The 16,023-nt window shown below is 50.1% G+C and carries 10 protein-coding genes and 3 pseudogenes; 7 read left to right on the top strand and 6 right to left on the bottom strand.

Annotated features, from left to right (window positions below):
* The first annotated feature begins 49 nt into the window (after window positions 1-49).
* On the top strand, window positions 50-892 hold the full coding sequence (locus tag ACA056_RS04825) for a chromosome segregation protein SMC (protein WP_497270891.1): 843 nt from the start codon (window positions 50-52) through the stop codon (window positions 890-892).
* Window positions 893-956: 64 nt separating this feature from the next.
* Window positions 957-1,145 (top strand): hypothetical protein, encoded by a 189-nt coding sequence (locus ACA056_RS04820; RefSeq protein WP_497270889.1) that lies wholly within the window; start codon window positions 957-959, stop codon window positions 1,143-1,145.
* A gap of 123 nt (window positions 1,146-1,268) precedes the next feature.
* Here the strand turns inward: ACA056_RS04820 and ACA056_RS04815 are convergent, their stop codons facing one another.
* From ACA056_RS04815 to ACA056_RS04800, 4 genes are all read right to left on the bottom strand, one after another.
* The gene (locus ACA056_RS04815; RefSeq protein ID WP_497270887.1) at window positions 1,269-2,153 is read right to left on the bottom strand and encodes a DUF4435 domain-containing protein; all 885 of its coding nucleotides are present in this window, start codon (window positions 2,151-2,153) and stop codon (window positions 1,269-1,271) included.
* A gap of 4 nt (window positions 2,154-2,157) precedes the next feature.
* Window positions 2,158-3,468 (bottom strand): AAA family ATPase, encoded by a 1,311-nt coding sequence (locus ACA056_RS04810; protein ID WP_497270885.1) that lies wholly within the window; start codon window positions 3,466-3,468, stop codon window positions 2,158-2,160.
* Between the two features lie 338 nt (window positions 3,469-3,806).
* Window positions 3,807-5,567 (bottom strand): UvrD-helicase domain-containing protein, encoded by a 1,761-nt coding sequence (locus tag ACA056_RS04805; RefSeq protein ID WP_497270883.1) that lies wholly within the window; start codon window positions 5,565-5,567, stop codon window positions 3,807-3,809.
* Window positions 5,564-7,381, bottom strand: coding sequence for an ATP-dependent nuclease (locus tag ACA056_RS04800; protein WP_497270881.1), 1,818 nt, complete (start codon window positions 7,379-7,381; stop codon window positions 5,564-5,566). Before ACA056_RS04800 ends, ACA056_RS04805 begins: the two co-directional genes overlap by 4 nt.
* Before the next feature lie 841 nt (window positions 7,382-8,222).
* Here ACA056_RS04800 and ACA056_RS04795 point away from each other — a divergent pair.
* The 4 genes and pseudogenes from ACA056_RS04795 to ACA056_RS04780 all read left to right on the top strand — a co-directional run bounded on the left by ACA056_RS04795 (window position 8,223) and on the right by ACA056_RS04780 (window position 14,500).
* Window positions 8,223-9,134, top strand: a complete 912-nt coding sequence (locus ACA056_RS04795; RefSeq protein WP_497270879.1) for a hypothetical protein — start codon at window positions 8,223-8,225, stop codon at window positions 9,132-9,134.
* Between the two features lie 300 nt (window positions 9,135-9,434).
* The gene (locus ACA056_RS04790; RefSeq protein ID WP_497270877.1) at window positions 9,435-9,764 is read left to right on the top strand and encodes a hypothetical protein; all 330 of its coding nucleotides are present in this window, start codon (window positions 9,435-9,437) and stop codon (window positions 9,762-9,764) included.
* 141 nt (window positions 9,765-9,905) lie between these two features.
* A pseudogene (locus ACA056_RS04785) lies at window positions 9,906-10,312 on the top strand (transposase); the annotation flags it as partial.
* 444 nt (window positions 10,313-10,756) lie between these two features.
* Entirely contained in the window at window positions 10,757-14,500 is a 3,744-nt protein-coding gene (locus ACA056_RS04780; protein ID WP_497270875.1) for a hypothetical protein, read from the top strand.
* A 48-nt stretch (window positions 14,501-14,548) separates the two neighbouring features.
* On the opposite strand, the pseudogene ACA056_RS04775 reads toward ACA056_RS04780, so the two are convergent.
* A pseudogene (locus tag ACA056_RS04775) lies at window positions 14,549-14,673 on the bottom strand (IS630 family transposase); the annotation flags it as partial.
* Window positions 14,674-14,810: 137 nt separating this feature from the next.
* Between ACA056_RS04775 and tnpC the strand changes: the two are divergent.
* Window positions 14,811-15,466, top strand: a pseudogene (gene tnpC / locus ACA056_RS04770) (IS66 family transposase); the annotation flags it as partial.
* Between the two features lie 79 nt (window positions 15,467-15,545).
* Here tnpC and ACA056_RS04765 read toward each other — a convergent pair.
* Window positions 15,546-15,887 (bottom strand): potassium channel family protein, encoded by a 342-nt coding sequence (locus tag ACA056_RS04765; protein WP_497270873.1) that lies wholly within the window; start codon window positions 15,885-15,887, stop codon window positions 15,546-15,548.
* Between the last annotated feature and the right edge of the window lie 136 nt (window positions 15,888-16,023).

Raw genomic sequence — 16,023 nt, 5'->3', positions numbered from 1 at the left:
CGGCCTCGCCAGCCCCTGCGAACCCAACCCAATAATTAGGACACAACCCATGAACCGAATTGAACAACTGAAAGACGCACGCGCCAATAAAGTCATCGAAATGGAGGCGCTCAAAAAGGAAATACCACCTTTTGAGGCTGCGCTTCACAGCGAGGACGTCATTAACAACGGCCGAGAGAGCGACGTCAGGCATGAGATCAGCAGTCGCCAAATCAAGATCGACTCGATCGATCATCAGATCTTCCGACTCGACCAAACGCTGGACCGCCTGGAAAAGCTGGCCAACCGAGAGAGCCTGATGGAGGGCTACATTACCGACATGGCTAACTGGATGGCGGATGAGCTGGAGCTTAACGATAAACGGCAAAGCCTGAGCACTCGCCTGGAGGAAATTCGCCAGCAAGCACAGGAAGAGATTACCAGCGCACGGCAGGCTGAGACTGAGGCGGCTACCGCTTACGCACAGGCCGTGGCGTGGGGCGACGTCGACGGCGAAAAAGCAGCTAGCACCGACGCTCAGAAAGCCGCGAAAAACCTCACTACCGCCACCGAACAACATCGCCGCCAGCTCCTGATCATCACCGCCTTGGAGCAAGAGCTGGCCATCGTTGACCGACACATCAGTGAGGCTCAGGTAGAACAACAAAAAATTGAGGACACCGCCTTACGGCTCGCTCACGACGCCTTGGAGGAAACGTGGAATGAAGCGGCCCAAGCGCTGCTAGAGGTAGGCGGCAAGCTGTACGCCGCCGCACGGATGATTGGCCGCGACCCGATGTCCTTAATGACGCTCGATATTCCCGAGCAGGGTGAAAACTTCGGTAGTTGGAGGTGGGGCGAACTGGCAGACCGTGCCATCCAGCATCGCACGCGCGATCTGCTCTCGATGTAACTGCCGAGGCCCCTGAAACAGCCTGCCTTCGCGGGCTGTTTAAACCATTCCAAGGATCGAAGCCATGAATACAACGACACAAAACAGCTCATCCATATCCGAAACGCTTAAGGCGAGAAAAGCCCACCTGACCGCCCTACTCAAGCTCGTGGATACTAAAATCGGAAAAAACACGGCGATGCAGAACCTCACCATCACTGCGATCAAGGCAGAAATGGGGCTAATCGAGCATAAGCTGAAAAAGCGGCGATAAAGATAAGCGGAAGCTCGCGAAAGCTTCCGTTGAGTTCAAATTCGGTAGCCAGCTTCCAGCTATAAGTAATGGGATGGGCTTCCTCCTTACCTCGGCACCATGAATGAAAACGTTATTAACCGACTAGATGGGCTTGCTCAATCCAAGCATATGTATGACCTGACGACCGAAGTCATTTAGCGGTTCTAGCGAGCACCACCTAGACATCCTAATTTTTATAAATAAGTTTGCGGTTTTACTGCTTGTAATAAATCGCATCCGTACAAAAAGCAACGGAAGCAGGAAGTCTTTTCCCGACACATATGTTTTAAGGAAACAGCTGTCGCAATTTACATTCCTCCTAACATACTCATAAGCACTTTCAACATCATCAACGCCATATCTTCGGACTAGTTCGCTCTCAATTTCCTGCATGATGATTGCTACTTTGTCAGCATCGACTTCGCCAGTTTCCCCCTTACATATTGATTTATAGCCTCTTGAGGTGGTCGCAATCCCCGACTTCAATCTATGCGAAACTGCAAATACTTCAAACAAATTTCGCAAAACTGGACGACTACGCCCCACCCAACCTTCGAAATCAAATGTTTCCTTTATCTTATCCAAATTTAAGCCAGCGCTTTCTTCGTTCATAATTTGAAGAAACGCTTGCTCATCAATTAAAAAGTTTTCGATACAGTATCTAGGTAAAACAATCACGTTTGGCGGCAGCTGCGTCGTTTCACCTGCGAGCAAATAAAGATCACCATCAATTATATAGACCGAGCTTCGGTGGCTTTTTTGCTCAGTTTCCCGCCTGGCGGCCTCTACAACTTGATTCCTATCACCTAACGGGAAGACTTTCTCAAGTGTAACTGTAGTAGGTAAAAGCCTAGATAACATAAATGAGAAAATTTTTGGATAACCCTCGGCAGTGTCTTCAATATAGACATCGAAGTCATTGTACCCCTCATAAAAAACTGAGGCCGCAAATTTTCCACTACTTCTTCGAATCAAGTCCGCATCCATGTTATCAAACCCTAATGCACTTATCTTTCAGTAATCCCACAATCTCAGGTGAGTGAGTGGCAAATATGAACTGATTGATTTTATTATTCTCAGTAAGTGCCTCAACCAACATCTCTTGCCATCTCATATGCAGAGATAGCTCAGGCTCATCAATGATGAATGAATTGCTCTTTGTTGATCCAAACCGGGAATGCACCAAAAGTATAATTAGTTGTTTTTCCCCCGAGGAAAGATTTTCCAAATCAATAAATTTGCCACCCTGCAGCACCTTGAGCTTTCCAACCGCGTCTATGACGATATCTTTTTTTGACGGCTGAAAGAAGCGGTTTACAACTATCAAAAACTCTTTGATCGGCGCATAGTGCCTTTCTGCCATTTTCTTCTGACGATCAATCTCGGAAAGTATTGCCCTGATTCTCTTGATCTGAGCCATATTCATAAACCATTCAAGACTCCACCCTTCTCGTGGGTCTCGTCCAACTGGACGGTTTACAACCAATAACATTTTTGAGAAAAATTCACTTATCTGCGTGATGGCCTTGTCAGAGCCACCGAGATCTTTCACAAACTTTTCTATTTCGGCACGTCGGTCGTGTAATTCTTGAAGATCTTCGTATGGATTCAGTTGGGCTTCGTTCAGTTTTTCGATATCAAACTCAAAATACTCGAATGTAGATTCCAGTATCACAGTAGACAGGCGGTCGATTCGGCTGTCACTAGCCCTCCTGTATCTAGTATATGCGCGCTCGATCAGTTTCTGGCAACTATCCAAGCCCTCAAGTAGCTCTTTTGCTCCTCTAGAAATAATTCTTCCGTGGCTCTCTCTATATGGATTCCGTGCTACATATTCGTCTTGCCCACTTATTTTCCGCTCCAATCCTAAAAACAAAGGCTTACTTTGAGCTAGGAACTTCTGAATAATTGGACCACCTTTTCTAATCATTTCTAGACGATGATTTTCAATGAACTCCGCCATTGAGGGACTCGCCCTTCGGCCGATTACGTCTTCTCCGAAAACCCGAGCATTATCAAAATAAACTGAGTCGTCGTTTACACGTATAGCAATTCTCTCTGGAGATGAGTCAATTTCCAGCATGAATCGCCCATTATCCCCAGTCAGATCGACCATTAGGTTTGAAAACTTAACTCCAATTAATGCAGCAAGATCGAATGAAAGTGCAGCTTCTAATAACTGCAATGCACTTGTCTTTCCGCTACCGTTGATGCCAATTAAAAAATTAACATCTGAGTGAAAGTCCAACTCAAAGTTAAAAATGTCATGCACGCCTGTGGCGTAAAACTTGTGGATAATCAATTTTCTTCGCCGCCCATGCAAATATTTCACTAATCCCTGAGAACATTTGTTACGACACACATCCTATCCGGATGATCGGTCCAAATTCAACCTCAGATAATAGCCTATCGCTATTATTTTAGGCCGTATATCGTTTTTTGCAGCATTTAGAGTCAACATTGTTTCTTGGCACGCGACCATCCTCCGATATTGAGTCAATATTACTTCTGATCTGAGAGTCTGCTTTTGGCCGACAGCGGCCCTCCGTAAAGGGCAGCAATCGGCAAAAAACAGTCAGCCATGAGTGTCTAGGACGCTAGGGCGTGACTCAGTAAGCGGTCGAAACCAGCCTAAAATCTTCAGAGCTTATGCCCCTCCAAGATTGGACAGGCGGGCCACAGCGGACTTATTAAAAGCACGTGGTGCCGTGCCCGGGTAATTCCGACTCGAAGGATCTTACGACTTTTGGGGAATGGGGGAATGTCGTCACGCCATACGAATGACGACTCAACGCCCTTATCGCTTCTACGTGCTTCCCTGACAATTATCACGCAGTCAAATTGTTTCCCCTTCGCTTTGTGAAAATTCATGACTTGCAGCCCTGAAATGGATTCCGCTCCGTCAAGAATTTGGTCTTGCGCTAGCGCTTGGTCGAGCGCCTGCCGAGCGTGCGTATACGCTCCGTCACGCAACCATTCTGACGAGAGAGCCGCAGAAATCCGATGCCCTCGCCTAAATGCGACTAGAAAATCTAGCTGGCTAGCTACCCGAACGAGTTCGCCTTGTCCTGTATTCCGCAGAGCTTGCTTTATAGCTAACCAATCTTGAGCAGGGTCTCCAGTGAAACTCGACTGGCTCAACCAATTGATCAAACCGCGTAACGATTTCACTATGTTGATACTTAGTAATTTGCCCCCACGAATTTTCAGGGCCTGCTCTCGTAGTTTTGCGATTTCCTTCCGTGCCTGTCCTGTCGCACTCCGCGCAGAAGCAATTAGCTCCATGCTAGTCGCGATGTCGTTTTCTACCTGAGCAATATCTTTAGGCTCAAGAAGAAATGCAGCAAACCGAGCGGACAGCAGCGCCTCCGCCTCATCGAATAGGAGCCTATGGCGGATCGACTTACCTTCGTATGCTCCAAGAGCGTTCAGTGCATTCGACATTCTTAAAGCGCTCCGGTTATTCGGAACCAAAACCGCGATGGACTCTGGAGGAGCCCCGGTCTTGTTTATCATTAGGTCGTACAAATCTTTCAACGCGCGGCGAAGTAAATGGTTCCAGTTTGGAGAGGGGTTTTCTGGCCTATACGAAAATGTTGAAACACCTTTATAGGGACCTCCCCGCGCATTTCCTTTCAGCACATCATTTGCGAATAACAAAACTTCAGAATCTGGACTACGGTGATTCTCCCCCCCTAGATCGACCTCTAGGGGAGCAAGTGCCTCTCTGATCGAAGAAATTCTCTCCGGGCCGACGCCTGGTAAAAAATCGAAGATTTGCTGTTCAAGGTCAGCCAGACATAGCACCTGCGAATGCTTCGCAAGTAGCTCAATACATCGCCACGCCCATTCACCGGTATCTTGCGCTTCATCTACGATAATCAACGGATGGCGTCGAGCAATAGATGTCAGGAGGTAGCTACTCGACTCCAGTAACTGGACCGTATTGGGAGCAAAGAGATCGAACGCAACCTTACCCTCTTTGCGAAATAGTTCCTCACGAGCAATTTGCCAATCCGCCCAGCCATCATCATCTGCACCAATTCCGCCCGAGATGGACTTCTCGTCTTGCGGCAATAAGATCGAGAGCTTGTACGGTACGCCAAGCAAATAACCGTGGGCTTTGAGTATGCTCCAGAAGAACGAGTGAAATGTTTGGATCGAAAGTTGATCTCGCTCATCACTCGCCGACTCTAACTTGGCGGCACTGAGAATTCTCGCGACTGCCGCACGAGAGAAACTCAGAAAAAGTACCGACTGGCCGGGCTCCATCCCGCGTTTTATACGGAGTACAGCCTTGCGAAGCGCAACCGTCGTTTTCCCGCTACCAGGCCCACCGACTACAAGTGTATGTCCATCGCAAGCCAACACGTTTTCGCGAGAATCGGGGACTTGGTTCATGCGACTGGGAACTCGCCGCGGGCCTCTTCATTTTCCGGTCCATCATCGATTGGCGGCGGTGGTGGGAAGCGTGCGTAGACTTTCGCGAGAAAGCTCGTGACGGTCACTGGTAGTTCTCCATAGTCACACTTATCAAGCAGCCGTCCAGCCCATCCTGCCCCTTTGTGACTTCCCAGCGCCTCCCGCGCTAACTGCCTGACTGCACCCTCGTCGGGGCGCTCATCCGGAACCGCAACGTTTCCGTTCTCATCGTTGGCTTTCAATGAACAGAGGAAGGCCCACAAACGATCCGCCGGCACCTCCGTAGATAGGAGAACCTCGAAACCTTTATAGCCGTGCTCAATGTTAATTTCATAGTTCTCGGCTAGTGCTGCGGCCTGTTCCGGTTTACGAGTCTTTTTGTAGTCAAGGTCATAAAACGCAAATGCTCGAAGGCCGAGCGTTTTAAAAAACTTGCCAAATTTCGGCATATTCGACTCCCCATCTGCGTCGAAGAACGCAACGCCTGCTATATCTAACGGCTGAAGGGTCGGATCATGCTCTTCCATGCGACGTGCGACGATTGGTAGTGCATGAAATTCGGTTACGCCTTCGACCACAATAGCTGCCCTGCCTAGCATGCATTCGGAAAGCCCCGATCTAGAGAATCGTTTGTAGTCGTTATCCTTTAATCCAGTCGCGTCTGATACCTTTCGAAAAGAGACTTCTCCACCATCGCGGGCTAGCATGAGCGTTTGGTTCGGTTCAAATTTCTCAATCACGAACGGCGAATGGGACGTGACAAAAGCTTGGGTTGTCTTAGTAACCAAGTACTCGGCAATGCGCCGTTGAGTATGCGGCGGAACCGCAATTTCGGGCTCCTCCATTGCGAAGATAACAGTATCAGGCTTTAAATCAGCGATGAATGAGAGTAAGGCTAGCACCAGCGTATTGATGGTGCCGGTACCAGCGTGAGCAAAAGGTACATGACCCTGATCGGACGACAGTGCTAGGAAAAACGTCATCGTTTTGCGTAGATGCTCTCGGGTCAACTCAGATACGTGAAGTTTTGTGGCATTACCATGTGACTCCAATGCAATGTACCTAGCCAAGCGTTTTTCTACTGAACGAAGTACAGGTGCAATCTCAGCAGCATCTTGCTCAATATCAAGATTCTTGAGTCGTGAGATGGTCTTTTCCCAAAGGGCCGTCCTTATACCTTTAGCCCGCAATATGATGTCCAGCATCGATCCACGCTCGAGACTAAGGGCTCTGGAGCCTGTTCTGAGGGTCCGGAGGTAAAGGAAACCGAATTGGCGTTTGATTGGTCTAGGAACTGATGTCAATTCGCCAAGCGGAGCATCTGGACTGTGCGAGAAGTACGTTCTAGCAACGAACTCATCTTCGTCGATGTCGTAGCACCCCACGGTTTCGATGCGCAGGCATGGGAGTACATCAGGCGGGTTAGCAGCCGCTATCTCCCCAGGCCCAAGGATTCGCTTTTCTGTCTGATGCCAAAATTCAACATTTCCACCGCACTTGTTACCTATCTCACCATTGAGTTCGATGAGCACAGCTTCTATTCGAAGTGGAATAGGTGTGGGCGAACCGCCAATCTCTGCGGCTGGCATTAAGTAGATACTGTTATAAAAATCAAACTCGTCGATAGGCGGAAAACGATTCAGGCGATCAGGCCCGAGAACGAGATCAAGAGCTTCACAGATCGTACTTTTGCCGACGTTGTTCGTGCCAACCATCAGCGTGTGACCATCAAACAAGAGTTGGGCGGACCTGATACCGCGAAAATTCTGAATCTTGAGGCTGACGACTTTCATACTATTCCTTCAGTAAAAGTCCACTGATCCACTAATCGTGCCATCGATTTGTTCAGATGGTGAGCCCACGATAATGGGAGGCGCTATTCCACAGACTGATTCTTGAGATCGACTGATTCGCACCAGTTTAGGTGATGCTTTGAGTGTCTGCTTTTGGCCGACTGCGGCATACGGTTTACCCAAATTTGTAAACGCTTTTGTAACACCTATTTGGCTTGTAACACCCAACGCATGTAAGGGATGATCGGTGTGTAACAAAAATAAAAACCAACAAATTCAATCAGTTAACATCACTCGCAACACCAGCAACACCTGTAACACGTCTTTTCTAGCCCCCACACCCCATCAGTGATGACGCCGCCAGCGACTGCAATACTGGCTGGTATCGACTGATGCAGAATTCGAACGCTGGGTCGCCGAATGCCAGAACGCTTGGGAGGTGCCGTCTACCAACAGGTGAAATGCATCAACCGGGGTATCGAAATAGCCAGGGCCCCTGGGAATGTTTGGTAGGTACGGGGTCGGAAACCCGCCGGATCGTGGTAGCGGCAGGGGCCTCAACTTACTGAAATTTCGGGCATTGAAATTGAAATAGATTTCGCAGAAGTGAGGGGTTCGTTACCGCATTGGTAATAGTTGGATTCGATCACCAAAGGGATAGGGCAAATGCACTGGTGAACCGCAGTTCACCCAGTTCACCTGTTCACTAAGCTGGCAACCTTTCCGCTAACACGATCCCGCGGGTTTCCGACCCCGTACCTAACGATTTTCCGTAGGGGCCCCCGGCATTTTCCGCTCGTTCACCACGGTGGTACGCTAAAGCTCAACTTAAGGAGTGGCTATGGAATCGGCGCGCGATAGAAAAACCATGGAAATTGTTGAAGCTGAGGACCTCTGGCTTCTGCCGGAGGTGGACACCTACGGCTACATCTGTAGAGGTTGCAAACTCGACGTATTCCCCGCTTCCTATCAAAAAACTAATCTGCAGCGGCCTCATTTTCGAAGTGCACGCGGAAAGGACCATTTTGAAGGGTGTGATATCGAGGGGGAAAAGAAAACAGTATCCAAAGGGAAGACAGGCAGCGTCCGCAAAGAGTTAGAGACAAGTGCGGCATTATCTCCTGCACGGTTAAAACTTCGAAACGAAAGGACTGTAGTCGACGTCGACCTCCCTCCCTCTGCAGCCCAAACGACCAGCGTCAGCAAAAGCCGTTCAGGAGATGTAGGTGAAGAAAGGCCGAAAGGACGACGCTCAGCCAACAGCATCCGCCCGATCTGCAGAGCGTTTATCGACTTTCCCTATGATCGGGATTTGTCGCTTGAAGTGCCTGGTATCGACGATACAACGTACCAATACGCGTTCAAAAAGCTACGTGGGGAGGGGATAGAAACCTTCACTCGAGCAAAGATTTTCTATGCAGAGCTTCACTGGAGCAAACCTGAGGAAGAGGGAGACTACCTTTACATCAACCTGTCTGCAGGTGAGTGGGTCAAAGATCCTCCCAAACTAGTCCGGCCTTACAGGATTCGCGTCTGCCGAGAAGGTTGGTCGAAGGCAAAACGCACAGTTGTGCGTAATGAAATCGACGTGCTACGTGAAGAGGGTATTGAGGCGAAAAAGAAAAATAGCAAAGAACGGCCATGGGTTTTCTTCATCGGCGAGCAGGACGAGAAAGACCCAGCAATCTTCAACGTGACCGATCACCGGTTGGTCTGTGGCCTGCTCGGGACGATTACTTATCCCAAGCGCTAGTAGTAGACTTACCGTCGCTTGATGACTCCCAAGGGAAGCCAGTAGGAAGCAGCGTGTATCCCTACTTGTATCCCTGACTGAGCAATCACTCTGCAAGCCACGGATTATATAGGTTGCGCGAGTCTCCCTCGGGCACCAAAATTAAGAAAGGTCTTGCTTTGCAAGGCCTTTTTTTTCGCCTACAGAAAAGTGAACCCACCCCGCCACCCCTTAGGAGCTGCCGAAGGCTGCGATCTTTTGATCCTGCTTTTGAGGCGCTATAACCCAAACCGCTCGGCTAACGAATCAAGGATTCACACAATGGAATTGCCACTGGAAACCGTTGCCCTTTTCGCCCTCAAGCTGGCTTATGAGGCGGAAGGTGAAAGTCCGATTCTGCGGGATGATCCGATCATGAGTGATTATGAGCGGGAGGTGTTTGGGTTGTTGGTGCGTCGGGGGGATGTTGAGGGGATTCAGTTTAGGGTGGCGCATTGTGTGGGTTTGGCGCTGGAGGCTTTGGGTGGTATTGGGACGCCGCTGGGGCGCGAACTACACAAGTTGTCAGCTGATTTCAGCAATGCGCGGACGATGCAGCAGCTTGATGCCCCGCTCATCGCGCTCAAGTATTATCTGAAAGAAATTCAATGAATGAAAGCAGGCGGCCTATAAAGCGCGAACGCGAGGGTGTCCTGAGGTTTGTGTAAACGATCATTAGGCGCACACTCCCCTTCCCAAGAAGTCTCAATTACCGAGCCCAAGCGCATTTTACGAGTCAAACCCGATCCTGAGCTGGTAAAGCTGGCCGACAGCCTGTTGGCCAACTACCGAAAACCCGAAGATCTGATCGGCGAAAATGGTCTGCTCAAAAGCTCACCAAGATGCTCGTCGAACGAGCCCTGGAAGCTGAAATGACCGAGCACCTGGGTCATGACAAAAGCGCAGCGGTTACCAATGCCGAAGGAAATGCTCGCAACGGCCATAGCGGCAAAACGCTCAAGGCCAACTTTGGCGAGCTACCGCTGGAAACTCCCCGTGATCGCCAGTGAATGTTCGAGCCCCAGCTAGCTTCTAGACACCAGACGCGCTGGACCGGTTTTGACGACAAGGTCATTTCGCTGTAAGCCCGAGGGATGACCGTACGGGAAACTCAGGGCCACCTGCAGTTTTGCAACGCATCACTGTTGCCTCCGAACATGAGCTTGCATGCTCTAACACGCAGCCTGCAATTGACGTTCTATTATCGGCAGTGAATAACTCAGCAATAGGTCCGATCAGATGAACCGGTCAGAATGCCAGGTAACGCGTCTGACATTGCTTTTTTACATACCACTCATCGAATAGCGTGCTGCCCAAAGTTTACATGAGCAGCCAGAATCCCTTTCATGTAAGGAACTGGGTAGAAGATACGCTGCAAGTAGCCTCAAACACAACTTCATACATAATCCCTGACACAAAGAAACTTCAGCGCCTTATCTATATAAACCCCGCAACACCAACACCACGAAACAATACGACAAGCATCTTGCCTTCCTTATTAAATTAAACACCCGCACTCTTCAGCAGTACTTACCTCAGCAAATCACCATACACAACACTACAATATTAACACTTCCAAACTACTGAACAGGCAGACCCTATTTATGAGCCAATTAAACTTGCAATCAACTGACCACCTACATCACTCTAAAACTTCCAAAGAAGGCAATGATCGTGAAAAACTACAAATCATTAACGTATTGCACTCGGCACTTGCCGACCAAAAAAGAAACATAACCGTCATTTGGCGGCAGCAGTTCATTTTACCTGTCGAAGGCTCCAGCCTTTGCGAGACCCAAGCCCCCTTCTTCCACATATTGGCAAAAATGAAGAAGAAAGAAGAATTCACAGCAATCTTGCAACAGGTTGGCGCTCCCGACTACAACCCCGTTTTTATTGACGCCGCGGGCAGCATCTTTGTTGCACGTGCACTCGACTTTATTGACATTACAGCCTACGTCAAAAACGAATCGACACTTCTGAATGATTTGTCAGTCATCGCTGAAGGGGCGAAGTTGACGGGCGACTACGTATGCTGGGACAACTTCTTCTTCGTTGAGCAGTGGCTTGAATTTCACGGATACCCGCTACCAGTAAGCGTCGAGCAGACGGAAAATCTGATTGCATTTCTAAAATTGCAACTGCCTCCTAGCCCGCCGCTGGGTAACTATTGGGCGCCCTTGATGGCCCCCACTGAATCGGCACTACGGTTAACATCCGAGGACAAACGTCTCATCGCAGAGTTGATTAAGGAACTGACCGCGGGAAAAAGAAGCCTGCTGGAATACATCAGCTACACAAATATATCGCTGATTGCTCGTGAACAAATGAAAGAAAATGCCGAGAAAATATTGCAGAGCGTGTTGCGACGTGAACCTGCAAAGGCATTGGGGCGAAAAATACATGAGCGCCTTGGCTGGCCAATGATTACTGATGATGAAGCCGCTAATGATGAACACCTCGCACGATTTGTCCTGGCCGCCCTCATCATCGACTTCGACCCTTCGGCCGGGGAGCAGAGAAACATGGTCGCTGGCTACGATCTTTATCAACCCTCCAACCTGGGGCGCACGGCCGAAGACGTGCTCTGCGAAATTGAGGAACACCTGATTGACCACGCAGGAGTCACCCCTTACGCAGCCCCGCTTGCGGTACATGTTTTACTCGCGGGTACGGCACCTGAACTACTGATAAAAAACCTTTCGTCTGACGTACTTGTTGGTACACCGGGTTGGATTACGCTGTGTCGCGCGGTAAGCATTGTGGAGATAAACGAACCCGGGGCTTCGCGCTCGATGACCTACTCCGAATTGTTGGAGGTCTCTGCTATTGCACCGCTGAACCAGTCCCACGCACTGCTCCTTGATAGCCTGGCAATGTATCCGATTCTCGATTGGGCTGTCATGAATGACTTTGTGAAGTATGACGCGCAAGGAGAGTACGGCGAAGACAGACTCAGGTGGGCGCTCTCTCGTTATAACGCTTATGCCGAGGCACTGGCTCAATCTGTAGACGCGCTCGCCGCCCCATTACCCAGTCGGCGAGAGATAACCCTCAACGAGTTGCATCGAGAACTTCCCAAGGGCGATTACTTAGAAAAAGATACGCTCCGAATGGAAGTGTTCGCTAACGTCTTTGAGATGATTTTCGAAGGGAGAAACTATATTCACCATTCAATCATCGACTTGCACATGTCCGGTGACCTGGTCATGAATGGGAAACTCTCGTCAAAACTTGAACTCAACGGAAAACAGCCTGAAGCGTCCAGGATTCTGAATTACCTTCACAATTTAAAACCCATAGCGCCGCAATTTGAGCAGGCGTTCGATCAATATTACGAACAGTTGACAAAAGGTCTGGCGACCAGCATAAAGCTCGCCCTGTCGCACTTGCCGGAGCAGGATCGACTGTTCATCACTCAAGGCCAATTGAAATGCTACACCGTCCGACAGAGAAGCGGTCATTCATTATGGAACTATGAAACACAAAAAGAGCGAAATGCCATCAAAGGGCGCTACGGCGTTATTATTTCAAGTGAATACAAAGGGCAGATCCGCGCCTATGAGTTATTCACACTAAAGGGCGAATGTCACTGCCGACCAGACTTAGTTAATTTGCTGACTGCCAACAACCTTATTAGTGCCACACCCAGCGTGGCGTTTACTGGGGACATGACAGCCTCTCATGATAAAGTTGAACCCTTGCAATGGCCGCTAGATGTCGAGGCTTATCTTCAGGGTAGATCGGCACGTCCCGATGAGCGCTCATGGGTGGTGGTTGAAAAACTCTGCCATGTGGTCCCGGCCCAGCAGTACATCAACCCAATCCCCACGAGCCGGGCCGTGACATTTTTTAACCCGCAAGTGGATGAAGTCGCCTACTTGCTCTTGAATTTCAACCCGATTGCCACGCGTGCAGAACTCTATAGCTCGGCCAAAGGTGTAACTAAAATGGAGCGCGTACGAACGCGAGATGAAGCATTAAAAACAGCATTGATCGATATGATCGTACCGTTCAAAACGTGCATCGAGGATATTTCTTCTGGCGAAACCGAGCGTATTTCCGACGGCGTGACCGGCTGCATACTTGATGGATTGGCTCTCATAGGGGGGTTGATTGGCGTCAGTGGCAAGATCGCCAGTATCGCGGCCAAAAGCGGGTCTCTGACCTCTAAGGTGTTGAGTATCGTCAAAGTCAGCAGCAGCTTTGCTGTGTCTATGTTCAATCCGCTCGACGGCGCACCGTCGCTAGTACACGGCGGTACACGCCTTTTCAAAAAAGGCGTCATGCAGCTGAGCAAACACGGGGCCGATGCGCTTGACTTAGCCACTTATCAGGTTCGGCGACTGACAGGCAGTGCGCAAAGTTATGACTTGATTAAAGCAGCCAACCGTAGCGATGTTGTGCCCGGAAGGTGGAAGTTAATTGAGAACGGATCCGAGTCGACCAGCCTTCTGGCCATCAGACGTCAGGACAGTTGGTATGCACTCAATCTCGCCACCGGTAAGCCTTGGGGCAAGAAACTAAGTAACTTCCTGTCTAGTGACGCTGCCCATTTGCCGTTGAAAGCGAGACTGCTCCCCACGAGCTACGTACGATCAGTGATGATCGATGCGCTGCCAGGCGCGAGAAACAAGGCGAAGAGCGCGTTGAGCATGCTCGACAATCTCGAAGAGGCATCGGATGTTAAGTTTATTACCAAGACGTTTCTGGGCACTGACACAGCCGACGGTTTAAAGTCATACAGAACTGCGCTCGAAAACATGAGCAAGGACCTGCAAAAAACATCCATTGACAATATCAACATCAAGTCCAGTCTTCCTGACGACATGGCGATGGCATCACTGTCGCAGGCTAACTACAAGGCATGGGCGGGGGCGCCGTCGAACAACGAAAAGTTCATAAATATGTACACCTCTCGAATCTGTGGTTACTACAAGGAAACTGGCTTTAGTACTTCAGCCATGTCCGATGCGCTGCTCCATGAAATCTCTCACGGCAAGCCGCACACCTTCGATTACGCTTATGCCGGCAGACAACTGGAGAACAGGATCAAACCGGGTGATGTCGATGTCAGGGAACTTATGAACCTGTCCAAAGGCCGGGAATTTGTTGATCGCTCGAGTAATTTGATGGGGGCGCACATCGGGGAGCTGTTCAAGCCCGGTGTCAATATCAGGAACCCTGCCGCAACCAATGCTGACTCAATCATGATGACGACTTCATTGCTTGATCAATTGGCAACCAACAAGGCGGGATTCCAAAGCAATGTCGCTAAGTTACGCCAGATGCTAAGTGAAGCAGGACCGGGACGAATCGCTGAGCCAGTATTGTTAAATGTGATCTGACGTGTTCATGACTGCCCAACTTCCATAGTGTGCTGTTCTCTAAGTAATTTACCCATTCGCCCGTGAGGCCATTGTCTCGCGGGGCCATGTATCTTGTTCAAGATACATGGCCCCTTTGCGTTCCAGACATACCGGGTCGGCTGCGCGTTGCACATGGCCAGGAACGTGATAATCGGAGGTAAGCGATCCACCGTACCCACATTCAAAACCGCCAGTTGAAGCCTGATGCTGTGCTCCCGATTCCCATCAGGAGATCACACCCATGATGCGTCCCGACGCCAAAGTCGAAAAAGTCTACCTCTACCCCACCATCGCTGAAGCAACCAGCGAACAGCTGGAAATTGTGCCGATGCAGATCCGTGTGATTAAACACATCCGCAAGGTCTACGGCTGCCGCGGATGTGAAGCCGCGCCAATCACCGCCGACAAACCTGCCCAATTGATCGAAAAAAGCATGGCCAGCCCCAGCGTCTTGGCGATGCTGCTGACCACTAAATACGTCGACGGTCTGCCGCTGTATAGGTTCGAAAAGTCCTTGGGCGACACGACGTCGACATCCCACGCCAAACCCTGGCGCGCTGGGTGATCCAGTGCTGCGAACACTTTCAGCCGCTGCTTAATCTGATGCGCGACCGTTTGCTGGAAAGTCCGGTGATCCACTGCGATGAAACGCGGGTACAAGTGCTGAAGGAACCGGATCGAGACCCGACCAGCCAGTCCAGGATGTGGGTTCAAGCCAGCGGCCCGCCTGAGCGGCCAGTTATCCTTTTTGACTACACCACCAGCCTAGCGCAGGAGGTGCCATTGCGTTTGCTCACCGATTATTACGGCTACCTGATGACCGACGATTACGCCGGCTATAACGCCGTGGGCGCGCAGCTGGGTGTCGAGCGCCTGGGTTGCTGGGCGCATGCACGGCGTAAGTTCGTCGATGCGCAAAAAGTGCAGCCCAAAGGCAAGACGGGCCACACCGTCACCTTCGATCAATTGCACTGATCAGTTCTCAACAATGCTCGAGCACAACCGACCAAGCCAACGGCTTCCGCTATTCCCCCTGCTCCGTCACCTGCACAGCAATCTCAATCGCCCGAATACTGATCGCCGCAAATATCGCCGTCATCAGCACCCCGTTAAATCCCAGCAAAATCGCCAGAACCCGCGATACGGCCAGTTTGGGGACGAGTTCTCCATAACCGATGGTCAGGCCGGTCACGAACGCGAAGTAGATACCGTCAAAAGGATTCCATCCTTCCAGATAGCTGATGATCAGGCCGAACAGCACAATCAAAAACAGCAGGACGGAAAAAATTGGCCAGACAACGTGAAAGTAGAACCTGACTGCTTTGTAGAACTCTCTACGGACGCGCGATGCATGAGTGGTGTTCATGTCATGGACTCCTTGGGGGTTAGCCTGACCGGCAATTGAATGCACGGCGCTTCAACACCCCTTCAGCTTGGCACAAGCGAGCTCGATGCCCCGCTCATCGCACTCAAGGATTACCTGAAAAATACTCAGTGAGCGA

The sequence above is a fragment of the Pseudomonas sp. LBUM1666 genome, from assembly GCF_059695775.1.
This window is presented reverse-complemented; position numbering and strand designations above follow the sequence as displayed.

Excerpts from the sequence above, each read along its gene's own strand:
- ACA056_RS04825 (WP_497270891.1), top strand. The coding sequence starts at position 50 with ATGAACCGAATTGAACAACTGAAAGACGCACGCGCCAATAAAGTCATC.
- ACA056_RS04820 (WP_497270889.1), top strand. The coding sequence starts at position 957 with ATGAATACAACGACACAAAACAGCTCATCCATATCCGAAACGCTTAAG.
- ACA056_RS04815 (WP_497270887.1), bottom strand. The coding sequence starts at position 2,153 with ATGGATGCGGACTTGATTCGAAGAAGTAGTGGAAAATTTGCGGCCTCA.
- ACA056_RS04805 (WP_497270883.1), bottom strand. The coding sequence starts at position 5,567 with ATGAACCAAGTCCCCGATTCTCGCGAAAACGTGTTGGCTTGCGATGGA.
- ACA056_RS04800 (WP_497270881.1), bottom strand. The coding sequence starts at position 7,381 with ATGAAAGTCGTCAGCCTCAAGATTCAGAATTTTCGCGGTATCAGGTCC.
- ACA056_RS04795 (WP_497270879.1), top strand. The coding sequence starts at position 8,223 with ATGGAATCGGCGCGCGATAGAAAAACCATGGAAATTGTTGAAGCTGAG.
- ACA056_RS04790 (WP_497270877.1), top strand. The coding sequence starts at position 9,435 with ATGGAATTGCCACTGGAAACCGTTGCCCTTTTCGCCCTCAAGCTGGCT.
- ACA056_RS04780 (WP_497270875.1), top strand. The coding sequence starts at position 10,757 with ATGAGCCAATTAAACTTGCAATCAACTGACCACCTACATCACTCTAAA.
- ACA056_RS04765 (WP_497270873.1), bottom strand. The coding sequence starts at position 15,887 with ATGAACACCACTCATGCATCGCGCGTCCGTAGAGAGTTCTACAAAGCA.